The organism is Helicobacter sp. MIT 99-5507 (assembly GCF_003364295.1).
GTDB lineage: Bacteria > Campylobacterota > Campylobacteria > Campylobacterales > Helicobacteraceae > NHYM01.
In genome coordinates this window covers 1-24,621 of the sequence record NZ_NXLO01000004.1, presented here as the reverse complement: position 1 = coordinate 24,621, position 24,621 = coordinate 1, and the positions used below count along the sequence as shown (strand labels likewise).

At 29.7% G+C, this 24,621-nt stretch carries 22 protein-coding genes; 15 read left to right on the top strand and 7 right to left on the bottom strand.

Annotated features, from left to right (window positions below; genetic code table 11):
* Positions 1-7 precede the first annotated feature (7 nt).
* The 7 genes from CQA42_RS08285 to CQA42_RS06815 all read right to left on the bottom strand — a co-directional run bounded on the left by CQA42_RS08285 (position 8) and on the right by CQA42_RS06815 (position 9,084).
* Positions 8-154: a hypothetical protein gene (locus CQA42_RS08285; protein ID WP_181881517.1), complete on the bottom strand. Its 147-nt coding sequence runs from the start codon at positions 152-154 to the stop codon at positions 8-10.
* Between the two features lie 8 nt (positions 155-162).
* Entirely contained in the window at positions 163-2,907 is a 2,745-nt protein-coding gene (ileS, locus tag CQA42_RS06840; protein ID WP_115583951.1) for an isoleucine--tRNA ligase, read from the bottom strand.
* A 68-nt stretch (positions 2,908-2,975) separates the two neighbouring features.
* A complete protein-coding gene (locus CQA42_RS06835; protein WP_115583950.1) occupies positions 2,976-4,634 on the bottom strand; it encodes an N-6 DNA methylase in 1,659 nt (552 codons plus the stop codon).
* Between the two features lie 120 nt (positions 4,635-4,754).
* A complete protein-coding gene (locus CQA42_RS06830) occupies positions 4,755-5,984 on the bottom strand; it encodes a M20/M25/M40 family metallo-hydrolase (RefSeq protein ID WP_115583949.1) in 1,230 nt (409 codons plus the stop codon).
* Positions 5,985-6,083: 99 nt separating this feature from the next.
* Positions 6,084-6,725 carry a 3-methyladenine DNA glycosylase gene (locus tag CQA42_RS06825; protein WP_309544426.1) on the bottom strand — a complete coding sequence of 214 codons (642 nt, stop codon included), beginning with the start codon at positions 6,723-6,725 and terminating at the stop codon, positions 6,084-6,086.
* 61 nt (positions 6,726-6,786) lie between these two features.
* Entirely contained in the window at positions 6,787-8,367 is a 1,581-nt protein-coding gene (locus tag CQA42_RS06820; RefSeq protein WP_115583948.1) for a flagellin A, read from the bottom strand.
* Positions 8,368-8,463: 96 nt separating this feature from the next.
* Positions 8,464-9,084, bottom strand: a complete 621-nt coding sequence (locus CQA42_RS06815) for an MBL fold metallo-hydrolase (protein ID WP_115583947.1) — start codon at positions 9,082-9,084, stop codon at positions 8,464-8,466.
* Between the two features lie 84 nt (positions 9,085-9,168).
* On the opposite strand from CQA42_RS06815, the gene CQA42_RS06810 reads away from it, so the two are divergent.
* The 15 genes from CQA42_RS06810 to CQA42_RS06740 form a co-directional block, all read left to right on the top strand.
* Positions 9,169-10,215 carry a deoxyguanosinetriphosphate triphosphohydrolase family protein gene (locus CQA42_RS06810; protein WP_115583946.1) on the top strand — a complete coding sequence of 349 codons (1,047 nt, stop codon included), beginning with the start codon at positions 9,169-9,171 and terminating at the stop codon, positions 10,213-10,215.
* A gap of 141 nt (positions 10,216-10,356) precedes the next feature.
* The gene (locus CQA42_RS06805) at positions 10,357-11,442 is read left to right on the top strand and encodes a phosphatidylinositol-specific phospholipase C (RefSeq protein ID WP_115583945.1); all 1,086 of its coding nucleotides are present in this window, start codon (positions 10,357-10,359) and stop codon (positions 11,440-11,442) included.
* A 21-nt stretch (positions 11,443-11,463) separates the two neighbouring features.
* Entirely contained in the window at positions 11,464-12,654 is a 1,191-nt protein-coding gene (locus CQA42_RS06800; protein WP_115583944.1) for an aminotransferase class III-fold pyridoxal phosphate-dependent enzyme, read from the top strand.
* Positions 12,641-13,606 (top strand): SAM-dependent methyltransferase, encoded by a 966-nt coding sequence (locus CQA42_RS06795; RefSeq protein WP_115583943.1) that lies wholly within the window; start codon positions 12,641-12,643, stop codon positions 13,604-13,606. Before CQA42_RS06800 ends, CQA42_RS06795 begins: the two co-directional genes overlap by 14 nt.
* A 143-nt stretch (positions 13,607-13,749) precedes the next feature.
* On the top strand, positions 13,750-14,256 hold the full coding sequence (gene petA, locus CQA42_RS06790) for a ubiquinol-cytochrome c reductase iron-sulfur subunit (protein WP_115583942.1): 507 nt from the start codon (positions 13,750-13,752) through the stop codon (positions 14,254-14,256).
* A gap of 11 nt (positions 14,257-14,267) precedes the next feature.
* Complete coding sequence (locus CQA42_RS06785) at positions 14,268-15,512, top strand: cytochrome bc complex cytochrome b subunit (protein ID WP_115583941.1); 1,245 nt, start codon at positions 14,268-14,270, stop codon at positions 15,510-15,512.
* Entirely contained in the window at positions 15,509-16,372 is an 864-nt protein-coding gene (locus CQA42_RS06780; protein ID WP_115583940.1) for a c-type cytochrome, read from the top strand. Before CQA42_RS06785 ends, CQA42_RS06780 begins: the two co-directional genes overlap by 4 nt.
* 106 nt (positions 16,373-16,478) lie before the next feature.
* Entirely contained in the window at positions 16,479-17,678 is a 1,200-nt protein-coding gene (locus tag CQA42_RS06775) for a TolC family protein (RefSeq protein ID WP_115583939.1), read from the top strand.
* A complete protein-coding gene (locus CQA42_RS06770) occupies positions 17,675-18,739 on the top strand; it encodes an efflux RND transporter periplasmic adaptor subunit (RefSeq protein ID WP_115583938.1) in 1,065 nt (354 codons plus the stop codon). Before CQA42_RS06775 ends, CQA42_RS06770 begins: the two co-directional genes overlap by 4 nt.
* Before the next feature lie 12 nt (positions 18,740-18,751).
* On the top strand, positions 18,752-21,811 hold the full coding sequence (locus CQA42_RS06765; RefSeq protein ID WP_115583937.1) for an efflux RND transporter permease subunit: 3,060 nt from the start codon (positions 18,752-18,754) through the stop codon (positions 21,809-21,811).
* Complete coding sequence (locus tag CQA42_RS06760; protein WP_115583936.1) at positions 21,804-22,085, top strand: DUF3240 family protein; 282 nt, start codon at positions 21,804-21,806, stop codon at positions 22,083-22,085. Before CQA42_RS06765 ends, CQA42_RS06760 begins: the two co-directional genes overlap by 8 nt.
* Entirely contained in the window at positions 22,086-22,736 is a 651-nt protein-coding gene (locus CQA42_RS06755) for a response regulator transcription factor (RefSeq protein WP_115583935.1), read from the top strand.
* Positions 22,729-23,919: a sensor histidine kinase KdpD gene (locus CQA42_RS06750; RefSeq protein WP_115583934.1), complete on the top strand. Its 1,191-nt coding sequence runs from the start codon at positions 22,729-22,731 to the stop codon at positions 23,917-23,919. Before CQA42_RS06755 ends, CQA42_RS06750 begins: the two co-directional genes overlap by 8 nt.
* An 11-nt stretch (positions 23,920-23,930) precedes the next feature.
* Positions 23,931-24,386 carry a tRNA (cytidine(34)-2'-O)-methyltransferase gene (locus tag CQA42_RS06745; protein ID WP_115583933.1) on the top strand — a complete coding sequence of 152 codons (456 nt, stop codon included), beginning with the start codon at positions 23,931-23,933 and terminating at the stop codon, positions 24,384-24,386.
* A gap of 103 nt (positions 24,387-24,489) precedes the next feature.
* Positions 24,490-24,621: type II secretion system protein (locus tag CQA42_RS06740; protein ID WP_115583932.1), on the top strand; the 132-nt coding region annotated here is incomplete at its 3' end.

The following is a 24,621-nucleotide window of genomic DNA, read 5'->3' as shown; positions in this document are numbered from 1 at the left end:
ATAAAGCTTATATATTTTTTGGTGCATTAATTTTGACAAATAAAAACAATAAAAAAGCTATTATACAAACAATACCAATGCTTAAAAATGCATCTCCATAAGTAACTTTTGAGCTTAAATCAAAAAATTTATATCCAAATATTTCAAAACCCATATCACAACCTAGATACTAGAATTACATCGATCACACAAGCAATCTTGTGAATTTGAATTAAATTTCCAACATCTAGGGCATTTATATCTGCTAGATTTTAGTATCGTGGCTACTTTTCCATTATTTAAACTAATAGTAGAAAGGATATTTGATTTTTCAAAATTATTATTTACTCCACTTACAATAAGCCAACTTGAAAGCACGCTAGCATTTGGATAGTCAAAAGAAATTTCTAGCTCAAGCGAGCTTTTTACTAATTTTTCTTTTTTTAATCTATCTAATTCTGCCCCAAATAAAGAGCGAAGTTCTAATAACTCATCAAAATTTTCATTTACCTCTAAATCATAATCTATATTAGAATCTCTGCAACTAAATACATCGCTTAAATCACCTTTTAGTGCATTTGATGCGTATTTTAGGGCTTCATCTATGCTATATGTCAATATTGGTGCTAAAAATAAAAACAACTTCCTAGCTACAAGGCATAATGTAGTTTGTATCGCTCGCCTTGAAGTAGAAGTAGCCTTATCGCAATATAAGCTATCTTTGCATAAATCAAAATAGATTCCACTAAGCTCATTGGTAATAAAATTCATAACAAGATTTAATGACTTTGAAAATTCATATTCACTAAATAATCTATTTGCTTCATCAAAAACTTCTATAGCTCTTTTTAACAACCATCTATCAATGCTTCCTAGCTCATTAGTCCCAACAAATTCTTTAAAATCATTTGTATTTGCAAGCAAGAATCTGATCGTATTTCGTATTTTTCTATATTGCTCACTTATTTGTTTTAATATATTTTGTGATATTTTTAAATCACTTTGATAATCGCTAAGTGCCACCCAAAGACGAAGAATCTCGCTTCCATATTCTTTTAAAATAGATTCTGGAGCTATGACATTGCCTTTTGATTTACTCATTTTTTCACCATTTTCATCAACTGTGAATCCATGAGTTAAAATATTTTTAAATGGTGCTTTATGATTTATAGCACAAGATACCAAAAGTGAGCTTTGAAACCAACCTCTATGTTGATCACTTCCCTCTAAATATAAATCTGCTGGATATTCTCCTGCATCATATTTTGGCGAATTCAATACAGCATTCCAAGTGCTACCGCTATCAAACCAAACATCTAAAATATGCTCGCCTTTGTATAACTCGCTAGCTTTAGATTGCCAAGAAGATGGTAATAAATCTTTTATATCTTTACTCCACCAGCAATCAAGCCCTTCTTCTTTAAATATATTGCTTAAATGCGAAAATAATTCATCATCAAAAATAGGCTCTTTTGTGTCTTTATAATGAAAAAATGCTATTGGCACACCCCAAGCTCTTTGACGAGAAATGCACCAATCAGGGCGATTTTGTATCATTGATTGAAGTCTTTTATATCCACTTTTTGGATAGAAATTTACTTTTTCTATTTCCTTTAGTGCTATTTCTCGCAAAGTAAGTCCATCAAAAAATGGCTTATCCATCAAGATGAACCACTGCGTAGTAGCACGATAAATCACAGGCTTGTGAGAACGCCAACAATGAGGATAACTATGTGTTATTTTTGTATGTTTAAGCAAAGAATCTCCAAGTAATTCTAAGATTCTATCTTGTGCTTTAAATACATTTACCCCTACAAACTCATTTGCAACATCTTTTGGAAATAAAGCAAGATTTACAACACTATCATCATAATTACCAAAATCATCAACAGGCACAAGAACTTCAAGATTATATTTAAGTCCCACATTATAATCATCTTCACCGTGACCTGGTGCGGTATGGACTGCACCGCTACCATCACTATCGCTTACATGCTCGCCTAAAATAATTTTAGATTCTCTATTATTTAGTGGATTTATTGCACTTAGATTCTCTAATTCATTTTGATTGATAATGGCTTTTATCTCACCAATATCCATATCAAGGCATAGTTTTTGATGAAGTTTTTTTGCGACAATAAAGCCTTTAGTCGTTATTATATATTCAATATTTGGATTTAATGCTATAGCCACATTTGCAGGTAAAGTCCAAGGGGTAGTAGTCCAGATAATTACACTAGCATTGTCTCCTAAATGTGGAAGTTTTGCTTTTGTTGCATCACTAAGATTAAATCGCACAAATATAGAATCTGAAACTTTATCTTTATATTCTACTTCTGCTTCTGCAAGAGCTGTTTGACAAGCCCAACTCCAATAAATCGGCTTATATCTTTGAGCTAGAATCCTACTTTTTGCGATATTGCATAAACTATCAAATATCTTTGCCTCAAATGCAAAATCCATCGTCACATAAGGATTATTAAAATCACCTAGCACTCCAAAACTCTCAAATCCATCGCTTTGAAGCTTGATAAATTCTTTTGCGTGATTTCTACATAATTCCCTAAAATTAGAAATCTGTGTTTTTTTTGCAGTGCCTATTTTTTGCTCGATTTGCTGTTCTATTGGCAAACCATGACAATCCCAACCCGGTGTATAATAAATCTTTTTGCCCCTAAAATAATTATATTTAACAATGATATCTTTTAGTATTTTATTTAGTGCATGTCCTACATGAAGGCTGCCATTTGCATATGGTGGTCCATCATGAAGAGTAAAAGAAGAAGTCGCATTTTTATTATTTAGCTTCATTTTTAAAAAAGCATCATTCTCTTTCCATTGCTTATATAAAACTGGTTCATTTTGTGGCAAATTCCCACGCATAGGAAAATCACTAATAGCGAGATTTAATGTATCTTTATAATCCATAAATATAACCTTGAAAAAAAATAAGCTTTTATTCTATCTTAGAATGCTTTAATAGGATTTTAAAAGAATTAACTTCTTAACTTATCAATCTCATTATACAAATCATTTATTTTGCTACCTATTTTATTTATCATATCAAATTTTTCTTTTCCATTTTCTCTAAAATTTTTTGGTAATTCTATATTATAAAGATCATTTATATCTATTATCTTTTTTTCTGTTTGTTCATATAATCTACTTAATAATTTTTGTGCATAGGTAGAAAATAAAAAGCAATAAAGACAAATAGAATCTTCTTTGTTTTTAGCACGAAGTATTAAGATTCCTGCGTTTGCAACCATATCAATATCACTCTTATTTACTATCGTAATTTTTGGTGAGATTCCACGAAGTGAAAGTAAAATATCATAAGCTTGAAGTCTATTTGCATTTACCTTATCTATGTCACCAAAACTCTGCTCTATATTTGAAGTATCTATAAACCCATATTCATTAAAATTTATAATTCCAATATTAATATATTTTTTTGTTTTATTTGTTTTTGCCTGCGGGATTCTCTGTCCTCTAATGATTTCTACACCTATATTTTTTATACTCATCATAGAATCTATAGTGCTTTTTTTATGTAGATATGTTTGAGCGCGTAAATCATTGAAGTTTAAATCATTAAGTTTTGTTAGTTTTGAATATTTTGTATCTTTTCTTTCTTTTAGCAATTTTAAAATATCATCATTTTTTATCAAACGATTATATTTACCATCTTTTTTGTAGAATCCTGAAGCATCGATATGCAATACGCTATTATTATTTTTTGAAATAATCATTAATGAAAAATCAGCACTATTGTGTGGAAAAATATTTTTTGGAAGTTCAATGATTGCTTCTAATAATCCATCTTTGCAAATCTTTTCTTTAAATTTCTCTTCAACTGATGTTTTTTTAAGCAATTGATTTCGTATTACAAAAACACCTTTCTCTTTTAGATATGAAATTCCATTGATAATAAAGCTTAATTCTGGTGCAGATTTTGTAATAAAACCATATTTTGAGAATCTTTTATTATTTTTTAAATCTAGTGTACCGATATAAGAATCTATTGGTGGATGGCACATAATCTTATCAAACTTTCTACTTAATGGGAATATTTGATTTTTTAAAATATTATTTACATGCAAATTATCTGTCTTGATATTTAATGATTGCAATATCAATTTTGCAATTTTATCAAGACTAGGATCTAGCTCTTCGCCATAAAGACTAAATTTCTTTTTTGTTTGCGATAATGCTAAAAATAAACTTCCTATACCATAGCAAGGATTGTATATCTCATCATTATCTTGTATATCTAAAATGCCTACAATTAGCCGATTTATCTCCATAGGAGTTGAGTAAGAATAAAGTTTATTTATAGTCTTTTTTTGTGTGATTGTATTTATCAAAGATTCTATTTTTTCATTTGTTATTTCAACTTCACTAATGACTTTTAGAATCTTAATAAGATTGATATTACTATTTGGAGCGACATACAAATCACCAAATAAATCTCTCATAATGCTATCAAAATCTTGTCTTATAAGTTTTCTTTTTTTTGCCTTATTAAGTAAATCTAAAATATGATTGTTAGAATATCGCTTTAATGTGACAATCTCAAGCAAAATAGCAATAACATCAAATATATCTGAATGGTATCTTTTCAAATAATCAAATACTATTAACATTTTTTGCATTTACAATCCTTATATCAAATCTATAATTATATAATTTTTCTTAATGAAGCAGTAGAATCTTTGAAAAAGATTCTATATCAAGCCTTTTACTAAATGCAATATTTTTATAATTTTGTATAATCAAATTAAACCATCTAGTATTAATAAAAATTGTTCAAATGATTCTAAATTAAGAGATTCTAGCTTTGAGTGAGGGTTTGAAATAGTAGGTCCAATTGATACTATTTCATCGCATTTTTCTTTTAAGATTCCACACTCTAAACCAGCGTGTATTTCTATAATATCATAATTGATTTTATTATCAATATAGATTTTTTCAATATATTTTAAAAATGCACTTTCTTGTGCCTCCCAAGGTGCATAATAGCTAGTAATCTCTATTTCATCAAACATAAATTGCAATCTTTTTTTATGCATTTCTAGCATTTCATCTCTATTTGCCCTAGCCATAATCTCTAAACTATCAAGCGATATTTTAGAAATATTTAGCGATGATAAGACATTTTCTTTGCTTACTGCATAAACTCCACTATGGAGGGCGATAAGTGGATACAAAAAGTCTTTTTTTACACTTTTTTTATAGCTTTCTTTTAGAGGATGCACTTTGATAAAATCATTAGTAAAATCATCTAAATTCTTATTTGTAGCAATAATTGCCCTTGCATTTACTGGAATAGAATTATTCTTTTCGCCACCTTTTAAATCTACAATCTCACAAGGCAAACTATAAATAAAATACACCAATTCAACGATCGCATTTTTGATATTTTTATTTATATCAATGCCACTATGTCCGCCAATAAAGTTTTTTGTAGATATTTCATAAAAATATTTAAAATCACTTTCTTTAAACTCTGGTTTTAGCTTGATTGTTGCACTCAATCCTCCCGCACAGCCTATGCAGATCTCATTGATATTTTCACTATCAAGATTTAGGATTCTTTTGCTTTTTATATCTAAATTTAGATTTTTTGCCCCAATCATCCCTATTTCTTCATCGCTAGTAATGATTGATTCGATATTATCTTTTGTGCTAAGTAAATATAAAATTGCCGCCAAAGCAGCTCCATTATCTGCACCAAGTGAAGAATCTTTTGATTTTAAAAATTTGCCATTTTTAGATTCTATAATGATAGGTTCGATTTTTTCACCAATTAATACCATGTCATAATGAGCTTGTAGGCAAATTTTAGGATTTCCTTTTATAATGTGGATATTGTTTGCATTATCTATTTTTGTATCACAATGATTTTTCTTTGCAAAATCTATTATAAAATCTCTCAAATCCAATGCATTTCCACTTGGATGTGGAATCTTACATATCTCATAAAACAAATCTAGTGCAGTCATAAATATCTCCTAAAATATAAAAACAATATGAAATAATATTAAATTAAGCTTAGTTTAAAAGATGAGGATAGAATCTAGATTTATTTTTTAGATTCTATATTATAATCCAATTTTGCCAAACTCAACAATTTTAGCGTGGAATCTAGCATAAACTTTTGATAGTGGAATCCCTTTATAATAAAGATTTTCAACCTCATTATAATTCTCTACAATGCCACAAGTAAGCCAATCTTGCAAACTCTCATAATCTTCAAATACAAATCCTTGTGAATCTAAGAGTTTTTGTGTGTATTTATCTACAACCATAACTTCCCTATAAAGTGCATAATTGAGGATAGAATCCGCACTCTCAAAACCAATACCTTTTTGATTTAGCAGCCAATCTCTGCTTACATTATTTTTAAAATTATCAAAATCTCCAAATTCATTTATGATATTTGTTGCTAATAATTTTAAGCGAATTGCCTTTTGGCGATAAAATCCACAATTTTGTATTAGAGATTCTAATAATCTTAAATCAATATTAGATAAAGATTCTAATATGAGCAGATTGCGACTTTTTAGATTTAATATAGCTTTTTTGACTTGCTCCCATTTTGTATTTTGCACCAATATCGCACCAATTACAACCTCTAAAGTTCCGCTATTTTCCCACCAAAATTCATCTTTGCAATTAGCCAAAAGATTTTTGGATTTTAGAAAACTAAGCAAATCAAAAGAATTATAAATATCAATTTTCACAATATTATCACTTGAGGAATCTTTAAGATAGAAAAATCTATCTTAAAGATATTATCAAAGATTAGTTCAAAAGTCTTAAAATATTTTGTTGAACTGCATTTGCCTGACTCATAGCATAGCTACCACTTTGAGTAAGAATATTTAGCTTGCTAAATTCTGCACTCTCTGCTGCAAAATCAACTTCTCTAATTTGAGATTCTGCAGCTTTAACATTTACTTGAGTTACAGAAATATTATTTACAGTTGAAATCATTTGTCCTTGAACAGAACCAAGATCAGCTCTAACTTTATCTAGCATTTTAATAGCAGATTCTGCTATATCCATTGTTAGCATCGCACCTTTTAAGCTTGTAACACCAGCTTCAAGAGTAAGATTATTATCAGTTGCCTCTGTTCTTTTTAGATTATTAAAGTTAATACCTGCAGCACTTCTTATTTCACCACTAAAAGCACCTTTTACTTGTCGTAAATTTACAGTTGCTTGAGCAGTTTGCTCTGGTTCATTTTCATAAAAACCAATTGCCTCATAAGATACACCGGTAGGATCATCATTCCAATCTGTTAAAACAATATCTCTTGCATCAGTTCTAATAAGTGTTAATTTTCCATAATTTAAGCTTCCACCTTCAGGATCATCTATATCACCACTAATATCATCACCATCATTCATGCCTACGATTACATCGTCATTTACACCATTTTGATCTTCTGCACTAAATCTAATACCTCTACCATCAAGGCTTCTTAGATTTAATCTACCTTCATTATCAGTATATGCTTCTACACCTGTATCAGTAGTAACTTTGTTGATACTATTTATCAACCTTCCATCACTATCATTTTCTTTTATACCTGTTATATCACCAAGTAAAATACCATTAATATTTACCCCGATTAAATCCCCAGCATGTATTGATTCATCACTTGTAGAGATTACATTATAAGATGCTTTAACTCCACTTCTATCAGTAGTTTTATTGATCATTTCAGCTAAAACTCCTATCCCTGTGCCCACAGAGTGAGAAATCACAACAGATTCTAATTTTAGATCATTGATACCATCAACTTGTCTAAATGATAGATTTGCTACTACTGCTTCTTTTATCATATCACCAGTTTCAAGGCGAACATGACCTATTTTGTCACTTGTTGTAGCACCAATTGAAGCTTTGATTGATTGATTTGAATAAGCACCAACTTGAAACTCTCTATTTGTAAATTGACCAGAAAGCAGAGCTTGACCATTGAAACTTGTTGTATTACCAATATAATCCATACCTTCAATCAAACGAATAATATCTGCTTGAATAGCTTGGCGAGATTGTGTAGTTTGACCATCTTGAGCTGCTTGAGTAGCTTTTGCTTTGATTTGATCTAGAATCTTGATTTGTTCATCCATCGCTTTATCTGCGATTTGAATAATCCCCATCGCATCATTTGTATTTCTAATAGCTTGACCTAACGCACTTGCTTGACTTCTCAAACTATCTGCAATAGTCATACCAGAGGAATCATCTGCTGCTTTGTTGATTCTAAGACCTGAACTCAATTTCTCAAGAGAATTTTTCATGCCAAGTTGGCTGAAAGTAGATTGAACATGTGCATTTAATGCATTAATGTTAGTATTGACTTGGAAAGCCATAATAAACTCCTTTTTATATGTATCACTAAGATATCCTTATCTTAGCTAGAAAATCAAATCGACTATTTTTTAAAATCTTAAATACTTTTTTTTAATCTATTTTATAAAAAATCTTAAATTACCCTGCTCTGCTTTGATTGTAGTAGATTCTCCATGTCCAGGATGTAAAACCATATCATAAGAAATCTCACCAAATCTCTTTAGAGAATCTTGCATTAAATCATCACTAGAATATGGAAAATCTGACCTACCAATAGACCTTCTAAATATAAAATCCCCACTAAATATAAAATCGCCTATTTTTATCATACTGCACCCAGGAGTATGCCCAGGAAAAAACATATATTCTATTTTGATAGAATCTGCACCATTAGAATCCACCAAACCTTTGGTATTAAAATAAAATACTTCATTGTTTTCTACCTCAATATCTGGAGCTTTTGGGGTAAGCCCTAATTCAAAACAATCACTCTTTAACATAAAAGAATCTTCTTTAGGGCAAAATATAGGAATATTTAACTTTTCTTTTAATTCTGCATTACACCAAATATGATCAAAATGCCCGTGAGTATTTAAAATTGCAATAGGATTATTTATATTTTCTAATACCCAAGAAGTGCTATTTTCACCTGGATCGATGATAAAATCACCATAAGCACTTTTTACTATATAGCAATTTGTTTCATATCTACCAAATGCTTTTTTTAAAATTTCCATAGAGTTTTCCTTATAATTTTTTAATAAACATAGATTCTAAAGTATTTTTGATAAAATTAAACCCAAAAAATTAAAGGCTATTTTATGCGAGATATAGATAGATTTTATCGCTTTAATGATGATTACAGAAATCCATATGCAAGAGATAGAGATAGGATAATACATTGTAGTAGTTTTAGACGACTTGAATACAAAACCCAAGTTTTTTTAAACACACAAGGTGATTATTTTAGGACAAGATTAACTCATACAATAGAAGTTAGTCAAATAGCAAGGACTATTGCAAATCATTGCAACCTAGAAGAAAATCTAGCTGAAGCAATCGCTTTAGCACATGATTTAGGGCATTCACCATTTGGGCATAGTGGCGGTGATGAACTAGATAGAATCTTAAAAGATTCTGGATACAAAAATGGATTTGAGCACAATTTTCAATCATTTCGTGTTGTAAGTGAACTAGAAAAAAGATACAAAGAATTTAATGGACTAAATCTTACTTATGCGACATTAGAGGGAATCTTAAAACATTCAAAACCTTATGATAAACCATTTTTTAGCAAGAATCTAAAAGAAATTTTTAAAATAGAAAATGATCCAAAACTAGAAGCAATGATAGTAGATTTAAGTGATGAAATCGCGTATATAAGCCATGATATAGATGATGGTATAAAACAAAAAATAATCTCTATTGATATTTTAGAGGATAATGCCTTGATAGCAAAATTGATAAAAAACTTAAATAATGATGGTGTATATAAAAATGATAAAGTCTTTCGCTATCGTTTTATTTCATCATTGATAAATACATTAGCACAAAATATTATAAATAATTTTAAAAAAAGCAAGCAAATATGCTATGACAAGGATATTACAAGTAATTTAAGAGATATTAAAAAAACACTTTTTAAATATCTATATAAAAATGAAGAGATAAAAAGAAAAATGTTTTTTGGAAAGCAATGCATAAGGGCATTGTTTAATGATTTTATGAATGATAAATATTTATTACCATTGGAGGCAAAAGATAGAATAGATTCTGGAGCAAAAATACATAGAGTAATTAGTGATTATATCGCCTCAATGACAGATAGATATGCAATAAAATTATATAAAGAATTGCATATAGGATAATTTTCAAAGAATCTAATTTTTTAAAATTATAATATTTTTAGTAGATTTATCAGTGTATTTTTATAATAAATTAATAGAATCTAAACAATAAAATTTTTGGCACAACTATCACTATAAGATTCTAGGATTTTAAAACAAAATATGAAAATTATAAAATTATTTATATTTATATTTATATTTCATAATATAATGTTTGCACATTATGATACAGCATATTGGAATGAATACGCTGCTACACAATATCGCTCAGGATGGATGGACTGGCTTCCAGATGAAATGCTTTTGAGTGACTTATCATTACCAGGTTCGCATGATACAATGACAGGGGGAGTAAAACTAAAAGGGCATGATATAGCAAGAACACAAGCGATGAATTTACGCGAACAGCTAATAAGCGGGATTCGAGTGATTGATATTCGTGCAAAACACAATGGTAATTCTTTTCCTATCTATCACGGGATTGTGAATTTAGGTGTAGATTTTGGAGAAGTCTTAAGGATTGTGCGAGATTTTCTAAGACAGAATCCTACAGAAAGCATTTTTATGAGATTTAAACAAGAAAACTCTAGTGCAAGTGACACTGAAATGGAGAAATTATTTAAAAAATATTATGATAGTTACAAAGATATTTTTTGGGTAAATACAAGTGGAACTACCAATCCAAAAGTAGGTGATTTTCGTGGTAAATTAGTATTATTATCTGATGTTTTATCGCTTAATCAATATGGTTTATCTTATAGATATATTAATAAACAAGATGATTATCATCTTAATGCAAATTGGGATCTATACGCAAAATGGGATAAAATCAAAGCACAATTCAATAGATCAAATAATAGTTCTGGAACAATCTATATGAATTATCTAAGTGGCTCTGGCGGAAGTTTTCCATATTTCGTAGCAAGCGGTCATTCATCACCTGGCACTGGTGCAGGAAGATTAGTCACTGGACTTACTGAACCAGGTTGGAAAGGAGTATATCCTGATTTTCCACGTGGTGCATGGTTTGGTGTGATTGCAACTATATACTTTGAGGGGACAAACACACTTACAGCAGATTATTTAAAAAAGCATAAAATTGCCTTAGCAGGTATGGTTATGGCTGATTTCCCTGGAGAGAGATTAATTAATAGTATCATCAATTGCAATTTGGTGAAAATGCAACAAAAAGATTTGAAAAAACGTGACAATAGGGCAAAAGCTATATTAACACGTCAATCCTATTAAGTTTTCTAAGGAGTGGTATTTTTGGATAACCTAGAGCAAATAGATAAAGAGTATGTCCTACATACATATAGCAGGGATTATACAGAGTTTGAACATGGAGAAAATGCTAAAATCTATGATAAGCAAGGATTTTGCTATATTGATTTTACTGCTGGAATTGGTGTAAATAGCCTTGGGCATAACAATAAAAATCTAGTAGAGAGCATATCAAATCAAGCAAAAATGTTGCATCTATCAAATCTATTTGCTATCCCACAACAAGCAAAACTAGCAAAGAGGTTGGTAGAATTATCAAAAGATAAAATGCGAGTTTTTTTTTCAAATTCTGGGCTAGAAGCAAATGAATGTAGTATAAAAATCGCAAGGCTGTATGGCGAATCTACAAATCGTTTTGATATTATTACGCTAAAAAATAGCTTTCATGGGCGAAGTATTGCTACATTAAAGGCTTGCGGACAAGATAAAATGCACAAACATTTTGCACCATTTCCAAGTGGATTTTTATACGCAAATGATATAAGTGATGCTATCAATATTGCAAGCAATAAAAAAAATGTAATAGCTATAATGCTAGAGCTAATCCAAGGTGAGGGTGGCGTAAAGGCAATGCCAAAAGATGAAATAAAGAATCTAGAATCTTGGTGTAAAAAAAATGATGTTTTGCTAATAGTTGATGAAGTCCAAAGTGGCATCTATCGTAGCGGAGATTTTTTAACTTCACAAATCTATGGAATAAAGCCTGATATCATTAGCCTTGCAAAAGGGCTTGGTGGTGGAGTGCCAATTGGTGCAACAATGACTTCTAAAATAGATATATTTAAAGTAGGCGACCATGGAAGCACATTTGGTGGGAATCTACTCTCTTGTGCAGCTGCTTTGTGTGTATTAGAGACTTTAGAATCTTATAAAAATAGTGGGAATCTTGATAATAATATTAAGTATTTTGATGAAAAATTAGAACAAATTTGCAAAGATAATCAAAATATTTTTATACACACTAGCGGACTTGGTTTTATGCAAGGGATTAAAGTAAAAAATGATGAATTATTAGCACTCATCATAAAAAAAGCAAAGCAAAATGGCGTTTTAGTGCTAAAATCTGGCAATGCAACGCTTAGATTATTGCCACCGCTTACAATCACAAAAGATGAAATAGACAAAGGTTTTCAATCTTTACAAAATGCACTAAATGAAATAAATGCAGAGATTTGATGATTTTTTTCTCTCTTGGGTAAATGGATATTATAAAAATACTAGCATTGGGAGAGATTTTTATACAGCAGTTAGTGCAAGTAGATTTTTTGGTGGGGCAATAGCAAAATATATCCTAAAAAATCTAGAAAATGAAAATCTAAAACTACCGCTAAATATCATAGAATTTGGTGCAAATAATCTAAATCTTATCAATGATATATACGATTTTTTGGATGCTTTGAGCGTGGGTGTGATAGAAAATTGTAATTTTATTGCAGTAGAATCTAATAAAATAAATAAACCACAGAATAAAATAAAAATAATAAAAAATATAAAAGAGCTAAAAAATCTAGAATGGAATTGTTTTTTTGTAGCAAATGAGTTTTTTGATGCACTACCTTGTAACCTATATGATAATAAAAAAATAGCATATATAAATGATAATAAAATAGAATTTTTACAAAATATCATAGATAAAAATATTGTAGAAATCGCAAAAAAAGAAGGTATTACACGGGGTGAGATTCCAATAAGTTATTTTTATTTTTGCAAAGAATTAGATTCTATAAATACAAATTTTATGAAGTGGATATTTTGTGTTTTTGACTATGGAAATAAAATCTATAAAAATGATTTTAGTATCAGAATCTTTTATAATCACGAGGTATTTCCATTGATACAAGATGGCACATTGTCTAGTTTTGCATTTTCTTTATATCAAAAAAGTGATATTACATATAATGTTCCTTTTGGGATTCTAAATAGAGCATTTGAAAGCATAGGGGCAAAAAATGTGCTTTATAAAACACAAGATTTAGCTTTGATTGAAGATTTTGAGATTTTAGAGCTACTAGAGCAATTCTATAACCAAGCCTCAAATCAAGCATATATAAGAGAATCAAATAAAATAAAAACAATTTTAAATGTGCTAGGTAGAGATTTTAAAACTGCAATTTATAGGAATTTTTAACAATAAACTATATTTGTCTAATATTTTATTTTAAATACAAATGATTTTAAAACTAAAATTTATAACAACTTTTAAGCAAATGTGATATAAGATAACCTTTTTTTATTAAGTTTTTATAAGCATGTATTTCAAAGGGGGGAGTAATGGAAGAAAATGTCAATAGACGCGATTTTCTTGGTATGAGCTTAGCAGCAGTTGCGGCAGTTGGTGCTGGTGCAACAATATTTGCTATGAAAAAGACTTGGGATCCACTTCCTAATGTTGTATCAGGTGGATTTACAACAGTTGATATATCACAGATAGAAAAAGGGGAGCTAAAGACTTTTGAATGGCGTGGGCAACCTGTCTATGTTCTAAAAAAAGATAGTGGTTCTGAAAAGATAGAAGGTAGAGATTTTGAAATAAATGGCGAGCTTTATACAGTCGGCTTGCAGGTATGCACTCATCTTGGTTGTATTCCTACATATGAAAAAGATAAAAAAGAGTTTTTGTGTGCATGTCATGGCGGGCAGTTTAACTCTTCAGGAGTGAATAAAAAAGGCACACCACCAACACGACCTATGGAAATCCCACCATTTAATATTGATGGCACAAAATTAGTATTTGGTGAAGAAGGTGATATCTACAAACAGCTAACAAACAAAGCATAAGGGGAGAAATAATGGCAGAAATTAAAAAAGCAGATGGTTTTATAGATTGGCTTGACCAACGTCTAGCTATAAAATCACTCACAAAAGTATTAATGACGGAATATTGGATTCCAAAAAATATAAATTGGCTATGGGCTATGGGCGTTGTTTTAACAATGCTTTTTGCCGTGCTTGTTACATCTGGAATCTTCTTATTAATGTATTATAAGCCAGATATTAATCTTGCATTTGATAGTGTAAATTTTACTATAATGAATGAAGTTGAATATGGTTGGCTATGGAGACATGCTCATGCAGTCAGTGCTTCACTAATATTTTTAGTAATTTATATTCATATGCTTGTTGGAATATATTATGGTTCATATAAACGTGGAAGAGAGATGATATGGATAACTGGAATGATTTTATTTGTATTGTTTTCTGCAGAAGCATTCAGTGGATATATGCTACCTTGGGGACAAATGAGCTATTGGGCAGCGAAAGTTATCACAGATTTATTCTCTAAAGTTCCATTTATTGGACCAGATTTAGTTGTTTGGATAAGGGGTAATTTTATACCAGCAGATGCTACATTAACAAGATTCTTCATGCTACATGTATTTTTATTACCTATTATCATTATTGCATTTATTGTTATACATTTCTATTCTCTTAGAATTCCCCATGTCAATAACCAAGATGGTGAAGAAATAGATTTTGACAAAGAAGTAGAAAAATACAAAAATGGAAATAAAAAAGATGCTAAGATTGTCGCATTTTGGCCTGATTTTCTATCAAAAGATATATTTGTAATTTGTACATTTATGATTTTATTCTTTTATTTGATGTGCTTTAAGTTTGGTTTTGCTATGGATCCAATCAACTTTGACCCTGCAGATGGACTAAAAACACCAGCACATATATATCCAGAATGGTATTTCTTGTGGAGCTATGAAATATTGAGAGGTTTTTATATGAGTGAGGCATTAGGATTAATATTTTTTGGTTTTGCACAAGTAATTTTATTTGCATTGCCTTTCTTAGATAGAAGCCCGATTGTAGCTCCAGCACATAAGAGACCTATGTTTTGTATATGGTTTTTTATATTATTAGCAGATTTAATAGTATTAACTATTTATGGTAAATTACCAGCAGAAGGCACAAATATTATAGTTGGATTTATTGCTGCGATTGTATTTATAGTATTAATTATCACATTGCCAATTATTACAACAATAGAGAAAAAGTGTAAATGTCATGGTGGAGGTGCAAAATGAGTGCATTAAGAGAGTTAAAAATCTTTGCATTTGTAGCTATTGTAGTTGGAATCCTATATTGGGGCGTTGAGCCATTGGCACATTCCGTATTCCATCCAAAAACAGCTCCTGCTGATTTCAAATTTAGCGACTTAGAAGATCTTCCAACTACTGGAAATGTTGAAAATGGAAAAGTATTAGCAACTACTTATTGTGTAGCTTGTCATAGCATTCAAAAAGATGGATATCCTGCATTGTTAACAAATGATCTTGCAGCATCTGCATATGGCGTAGTGCCTCCTGATTTATCAAATATTGGTGCAATTTATGATGGTAAATTTTTAGCAAATTTAATAAAAGATCCTGTAAAAGCACTAAAACTTACCCATAAATTTAATGATACTAAACCATTCCCTATGACTCCAACACTAGTAAGTGATGCTGAATTAGGAGATATGGTCGCATACTTTAAATCATTAGCCGCTAATGTACAGCTAAGCAATAAAGAGATATTTGAAGAATCTTGTGTAAGATGCCATAGTGTAAAATATGACAAAGTTGTGGCACTAACACCAAGTGATACAATTGTAAATTATATGGGTGCAAAAGCTCCTGACTTATCTATGATGATAAGAAGCAGAGGTGAAGAAACTCTAAATAAATTTATAAATGATCCACAAAAAACTTTGGTAGGGACATCAATGCCTAGAGTTGGACTAACACAAGATTCTCAAGAAAAAGTTATTGCTTATCTAGAAAAGATTGGCGATAGCAAAAAAGATCAAAGAGAATTTGTAGGTAAAATTCTAATTGGCTTTATGATAATTATGGCAATTCTTGCATATTTATGGAAAAGAAAAATCTGGCACGATCTTCATTGATAAATCATAACAAGGTTAAAAGCCTTGTTAGGCTCTTACATACCATTTCATAATTTTCTCATACAAAATATTTTAGCATTCCAAAAATCAATTTTAGTAGGAAAGTATGGCTAAATTATTTGTAATAATTACATCAATATTATGTATTGTATATTGTAATGAGATTAGTTATGAAGATTTTTTAGATAAAGTCTATGATAATTCAAAAGAAATCATATTTCAAAATGCAATGACAAAATCATTGCAAAATGAAGGATATGCTGCAAATTCATGGGAATCTCCATATATTGAAATTAGTCCTAGTTTTAATAGAGTCGCAGGAACGAATAAGTTTGAAACACAAGCACAAATATTGCTGATGCTAACGCCACAAATGCCTTGGGTAAGCGGAGTTATAAAAGATAGCTACACAACAAAAGTAAATAAAAATATAAAAATTACAGAGTTACAAAAAAATATAATAGCAATAAGTGCAAAACGAAATTACTTAACATACACAATCTATAAAGAACAAGAACAAATATATAAAGACAAAGAAGCATTAGCAAAAGACGCACTAGAAATAGCACAAAAAAGATTTAATGCAAATAGAATCTCCAAGGCAGAATTGCTTAGATTTAAGAATGATTATTCAAATACTCTATCTTTGTTAAAATCACATCAAATACTATTAAAAGATACACTAGATAAATTAAAGATTCTAGTTGGTGATGATAATTTTAGTGGAATTAATAATTTATTTTTTTCATATATAGATGATATAAATATAGATTTTTATGTAAGCAATTCTATATACAACGAAATCCTAAAATTAGATGCACTAGATTATGAACAAAGTGCAAAAGTCATAAGTAGAAGCAGAATGAATAGTATGCAAATTGGGGCAGGCTATACGATAGGGCAAAATAGCATTGACTTAAAGTTTGTCATTCCACTTCCATTTACCTCGCAAGCAAATTATCAACAACAAGCATTACTCGAATTACAAAGTGCAAGCATAAGACAAAATCAAATAACATCAATGCAAATCAAACAAAATGCAAATTCATATAAAGAGCAATTAATACAACAAAAAGAAGTTATAGAATTACAAACACAAAATGAGCAAAATGCTAAGAATCTCTTTGATATTATGCAAAAAGGTTTTGATGCAGGTGTTATTAGTGTATTTGAATATCTTGATACAAAAAATAATTATCTAAATAGCAGAATAAATCTCACGCAAGAAAAATTAAATTATATCAATACATTATCATTACTAGAAGAAAGTCTTGGAATAGAAATCAAAACAAAGGAAACAAAATGAAGAGAATTATCTATATCTCACTATTTTTGCTAAATTTTATGTTTGGTTATGATGAGATAATACTAAATGATATTCAAATGCAAAAATTAGGCATAGGTATAACAAAACCAGATTTTAGCGAATATTATATGATTGGCCCATTTGCCTCTAGTCTTGATTTTAGCAATCAAGCATCAATCAAACAAGTAAGTCCATTTGAAATAACAATTTCAAATATCAAAAAATTTGAAGGTGATTATGTAAAAAAAGGGGATGTGATTTGTAATATCATATCAGATTCTCTATCAAACCTAGTATATGAATACAAAAACACAGAATCCAAATATCAAATCGCACAAAACAATGTAAAAAAAGATAAAGAATTATTTGAAAGCGGAGTAATATCCCAAAGAGAATATCAAAACAGCTATCTACTTGCAAATGAATTAGAATTAAAGCTAAAAGATTTAGATTCTATTATCAAGCAAATCGGAATAAACCCAAATGCACAAGGTTTTGGCTATCCTGTGATAGCACAAATAAGCGGGATTCTAGCAGTTGGTCCTAGTAAAAGTGCGCAAAAAGTAGAAGCTTTTAGTCCTTATATAATCATCACAAATGATAATAGCAAAATGCAAGCAAATATAAAAATACCACAAAACAATGCTTTAGATATACAAAAAAATGCAAAAGTTTTCATCAAAGATAAAAATACAAAAATTGAAATTGGCAATATAAATTCTGTATCAATAGCAATAGATACAGATACAAATACAATCAATGCAACAGCAAATATTAATTACAAAAAATTACAAGCTGGTAGCAATATAGATACTTTTATATTGGTAGATAATCCTAAAGATACTATTGCAATAACTCGAGATGTAGTAACAAAGATTGGCAATGATAGTATTGTTTTTGTAAAAACACAAAATGGATTTATGCCAACAAAAATAGAAATAGTAAAAGAAATCAACAATGGATTCTTAATCAAAAAAGATAATTTTGGACTCCAAACAAATCTTGCAAATGGTTCTATCATCGTTCTAAAAGGTGCTATGAGCGGGCTTAGCTTTGAATAAGAGGATGGATAAATGCTAAAGAGTATTATAGAATTTTGCCTTAGACAAAGGATTGTTATTATTATTTTTGGGATTGTAATATTTATAGCTGGATTCTACTCATTTATAAAGATTCCAATAGATGCATTTCCAGATATTTCATCAACACAAGTAAAGATTATATTAAAAGCTCCAGGAATGGGACCAACAGAAGTAGAAAATAGAGTTGTCCGTCCAATTGAAAGCGAGCTTTTAGGCTTAGAGGGACAAAAGATATTAAGAAGCATATCAAAATACGCCATAGCAGATATCACTATTGATTTTGAAGAAGGCATGGATATCTACAAAGTAAGGAACATGGTCGCTGAAAAACTAAGTGGGATAATGGGTGATTTACCACCGGGAGTAAGCGGTGGAATGGCACCTATTACAACACCACTTGGTGAAATGATGATGTTTGTAATTGAAGGAAATATCTCACAAACTGAAAAAAGGGAGTTATTAGATTTTACAATAAGACCAGCTCTTAGAAATATCAAAGGTGTAGCTGATGTAAATTCACTAGGTGGATATGTGCGTGCAGTGACAATTTCACCAAATTTTACAAAAATGGCAAATCTAGGCATAGCAATAAGTGATATTGAAACGATACTTAGCGAGAATCTAAACAATTCAGGTGCAGGACGCATAAATGTAGCAGGAGAATCTCTTATTGTAAAAGTCCAAACAAGTGCACTAGATATAAATGAAATAGAGCAGATTCCAATACCATCAAAAGATGGATTTGTAAAATTGAGTGATTTTGCAGAAGTAAATGATGAGTATATAACAAGACTAGGATTTGTTACAAAAGATGGAATTGGTGAGGCTACACAAGGTTTGGTCTTGTCATTAAAAGGTGCAAATACAAAAGAAGCCATCGATGAGATAAAAAAACGATTAGAAGAATTAAAACTACCAGATGGAGTGAGCCTAGATATATTTTATGATCGATCAAATCTTACGCAAAAAGCTGTAAATAGCGTAACAAAAGTATTAATAGAAGCTGTTGTGCTAATTATTATTACATTGTTTTTATTTTTAGGAAATATAAGGGCAGCTATTGCAGTAAGTATTATCTTGCCACTTGCATTATTATTTGCATTTATTATGATGAAAATCTTTGGCATTAGTGCAAATCTTATGAGCCTTGGTGGATTGGTTATTGCAGTTGGAATGCTTGTAGATTCTGCTGTTGTTATGGTTGAAAATATATTTGCACACTTAAGCCAAAAAGAAAGCAAACTCGATAGATTACATATAATATATCGTGCTGCAAAAGAAGTTTCGCTTCCTGTATTTAGTGGAATCTTGATTATTATTTTATTTTTTATGCCACTTTTAAGTTTAGAGGGATTAGAAGGAAAACTATTTAAACCTGTTGCAATATCAATAGTATTTGCATTATTTGGCTCTCTCTTATTATCACTAAGTGTGATTCCAGTAGTAAGCTCATTTATACTAAAACAAACACCACACAAAGATACCTTAATAAATAAATTTTTCTTAGAACTATATAAGCCATTATTAAATTTTGCACTAAAACATATAAAGATAGTATTTGCATCTGCATTGATATTTTTAGCAGCTTGTTTTAGTCTTATTTTATTTATTGGTAGCGAATTTATGCCAACACTTGATGAAGGCGATATAATACTTAGCATTGAGACGCCTCCATCAATATCACTTGAACAATCAAAAGATTTAAACTTAAGAGTCCAAAAACAATTACTAAGTGAAGTAAGTGAGATAAAAAGTATTATTGCAAGGACAGGCAGCGATGAGATAGGGCTTGATCCTATGGGATTAAATCAAAGCGATACTTTTATTGTGCTAAAACCAAAAGATGAGTGGGAAGTAAAAACAAAAGAAGAAATTCAAGAAAAAATAAAAAATGCTCTAGTCAATTTTAAAGGTATTAGCTTTGGATTTACCCAACCTATTGAAATGAGGACATCTGAAATGCTAACTGGAGCGCGTGGTGATATAGCTATAAAAATATTTGGAAGTGACATTGATAGATTAAATGAACTTAGCAATGAAGTTGCTGAACTGCTTGGAAGTATAAAAGGTTCAAGTGAGATATTTACAGCGATAAATGAAGGATTCACATATTTACAAATTACGCCAAATAAAACAAATCTAGCAAATCTAGGCATTAGTATCACAGAATTTCAAAAATTTTTACAATCATCGCTTGATGGCATTATGGTTGCAAATATACCAAAAGGATTTATAACAACACCTGTAATAATTAGAATGGATAAAAACATAAAAAATGATATAGATAAATTCAAAAGTCTAGAATTGGTTACAAAAAGCGGCAAAAGTGTGCCAATTAATGCTATTGCAGATATAAAACAAATCGAAGGTCCAGTGCAAGTAAATAGAGAAAACACCTATCGCAATAGTGTAGTAAGAAGCAATGTAGAAGGTAGAGATTTAGGTGGATATGTAGAAGAAATAAAACAAAAAATAAATTCTACTATAAAGCTAGATGAAGGATATAGCATTACTTATGGCGGACAATTTGAGAATCAGCAAAGAGCACAAGCAAAGCTTATGACTATTATTCCACTTAGTATTATTGTAATATTTTTTATATTATTTTTTACATTTAAGTCCATATCTATTGCGCTTTTGATTTTATTAAATATACCATTTGCAGTAACAGGTGGACTTATAGCATTATTTATTACAGGTGAATATATTTCTGTGCCATCTTCTGTTGGATTTATCGCATTATTTGGTATTGCAATATTAAATGGACTTGTAATGGTGAGTTATTTTATTTCATTGATAAAAAGTGGATATAGTATAGATGATGCTGTAAGAATTGGCGCTCAAAGGAGATTAAGACCAGTATTGATGACTGCATTTATCGCAGGATTTGGGCTACTTCCATTATTGTTATCAAATGGAGTTGGAAGCGAGATACAAAGACCACTTGCAGTAGTAATACTTGGCGGACTTGCAACATCAAGTATTTTAACACTTTTGATATTACCACCAGCATTTAAAACTTTAGCAAAAAAGGTGAAATTATATGGATAAGATTCTATGTATTTATTTTAGAGATGAGTATAAAGATATAATCATAGATTGTTTGCTTGAAGATAAATTTGATGTATTTTATTATTTTCCATGCAAACAATATAATACAAAATTATTACAAAGCGCAAAAGAAAAAGTCACAGGAAGAATTGACTATGGCAAAATAGAAGTTATGATAAATGATGACAATAAAGATAGAATAATAAATAAATTATATGCAATGTTTGGAAAAGATTATTTAAAAATGTTTATATATGATGCCTTGGAGAGATAATTGTTTAGAATCCTAATTGCTGATGACGAAGAAATATTACTTGAATTACTTAGGGAGAATCTACAATTTGATGGATTTAATGTTGATGCAGTTAGCACTAAAGACGACATTATTTATTATTTAGATTCATATTCTTATGCTGTTTTAGTGCTTGATAGAAAATTTTGTGGCATAGATATCATGAGTGACATAATAAAATATGCAAAAAACAAAAATCCAAATATGGGTATCTTAGTCATTAGTGCATTATGTAGCGTAGATGATAAAGTAAGCGGGCTACTAAAAGGTGCTGATGATTATCTAGAAAAGCCATTTGATAATAAAGAATTAAAAGCAAGAATCTTAGCACTTGGACGCAGATTCCAATCTAGCGAATTTATATTTGAAGATACGATAATAAATTTAGAAACAAAACAAATAACAAGAAATGACAAACAAATAATGCTAAGCAAAAATGAAAATACATTGTTATTTTTACTTTTATCAAAAAGAGGATATGTTTTTAGCAAAAATGAAATCATAGATGCACTATATCTTCACCCAGAAAATATACTCTCAAATAGCATAGATGAACTAATCTCAAGACTTAGGAAAAAGATTAATCCAAAAATCATAAAAACAATTAAGACAAGGGGATTTATGATTGATTAAATCAAGGCTACTTACAAATAAAATCACGATTTTTTTTCTAATGCTTACAAGTATATATTTTCTTACAAATATCACACTAGCAATCATATATATCAATAACGAAAAAAGACAAGATTTAGAAATACTTTTATGGCATTCTATAAATGAAAGCTATGATTATGTCAAAAAATACAATGACAAAACAAATCTAGATTTTTTATATCACATTCCGCACATGACTTCTGTGATAGAAAAAATCGGTGGAAGAGAAATATTATTTTTCTTTACAAAAGAGAGATATAAGCCAAAAAAAGGCGAGATAGCCGTATCAAAAAAACTTCCAAATGGAACATATTTCAATCTAAAAAGTAGTGATATTGCAGTAAAAAAACATATTTATGAAACAGCAATGCAATTAATCTTGCAACATTTGATATATTTAATCATCATTGGAATACTTGGAATCTATTTTATACGAAAGCTTTTATCACCGCTAAATTACCTTGCAAATCAATGCAAAAATTACAAAAGTGGAAATGAATTTTACACAAATGGAAAAAATGTAGGCGATGAAATAAAACAAATAGAATCTGCACTAAATATGCTTATTCATCGATTTGAAGAACTTCGTATTAAAGATAAAGATTTGTTTGCCACTGCTACACATGAGCTAAAAACTCCACTTGCTATCTTAAAAGCAAGGGTTGAAAAATTCCAACACAATCAAGAATACAAAAAAGATGCTTTTATTGATGATATCAATGAAGATATAAAAAGATTGTATATTGAGATTCAAAGTGTGCTTTATTTTAATATCTTTGATTTTGATGAGAAAACAGATATAAGCGTAATACAAAGTATAAAAGATATTATTTCAAAAGTTGATTTATTATTAAAAAATAGAGAATTAGAAGTCGAAATCATTGGTGATGATTTTATACTTCATACAAGACAGAATCTATTTTTAAAAATGCTTATGTCCATTTTTGAAAATGCGATTGCATATGCACAAAGCAAAAGCACGATAAAAATCTCACTAGATTCTAAAATCATAAAAATACAAAATACACAAGGAAGTAATATAAATTTATTTAGCTCAAAACTTGGCATAAAAATATTAGGCAAATTATGTAGTGAATTAAATTTTACATTTGATATCATTAAAGATAGAAAAAACTATGAAGTAGTAATTGATTTTAATTAAAGAGTGCAGTATTGATAAATATAGTTTTAGTAGAACCTAGAATCCCACAAAACACAGGTAATATTGGCAGACTTTGCATTGCTAGTAATGCAAGATTGCATCTTGTTTATCCACTTGGTTTTTTACTAGATTCAAAGGGCTTAAAGCGCGCTGGTATGGATTATTTTAAAGATGTTGATTTGTTAAAATGGGATAATCTAGAATCTTTTTGGCAACAAAATAAAATAGATAAAAATCATTTCTTTTTTACAACAAAAGCGACTAAACACTATTTTGATGTAGATTTTGATAGTGAATGTTTTTTGTATTTTGGAAGAGAGGACAGGGGACTAGATTCTAGTATATTAGAAGCAAATAAAGACAATCTAGTAAAAATACCAATGTTTAATGAAGCACGAAGTATAAACCTAGCAAATAGTGTTAGTATCGCTGTGTATGAAGTGATTAGGCAAAATTTTTCTAAATAATTATTAGCTTTTTAAGGAAGTATTCAAAAAAAAAAATGTTTAAATTCTATTTACTTTTACTCTACTAGAGTTAAAAGAAATTTTATTTCACAAGGAGTTTAGAATGAAAAGAAGTGGTTTCTCAATGATTGAGTTGGTATTCGTTATCGTTATTTTAGGTGTGCTTGCTGCTGTTGCTGTGCCTAGATTCGTAACTACAAGGACAGATGCGCAAGTGGCAATGGCAAGAAGTGAT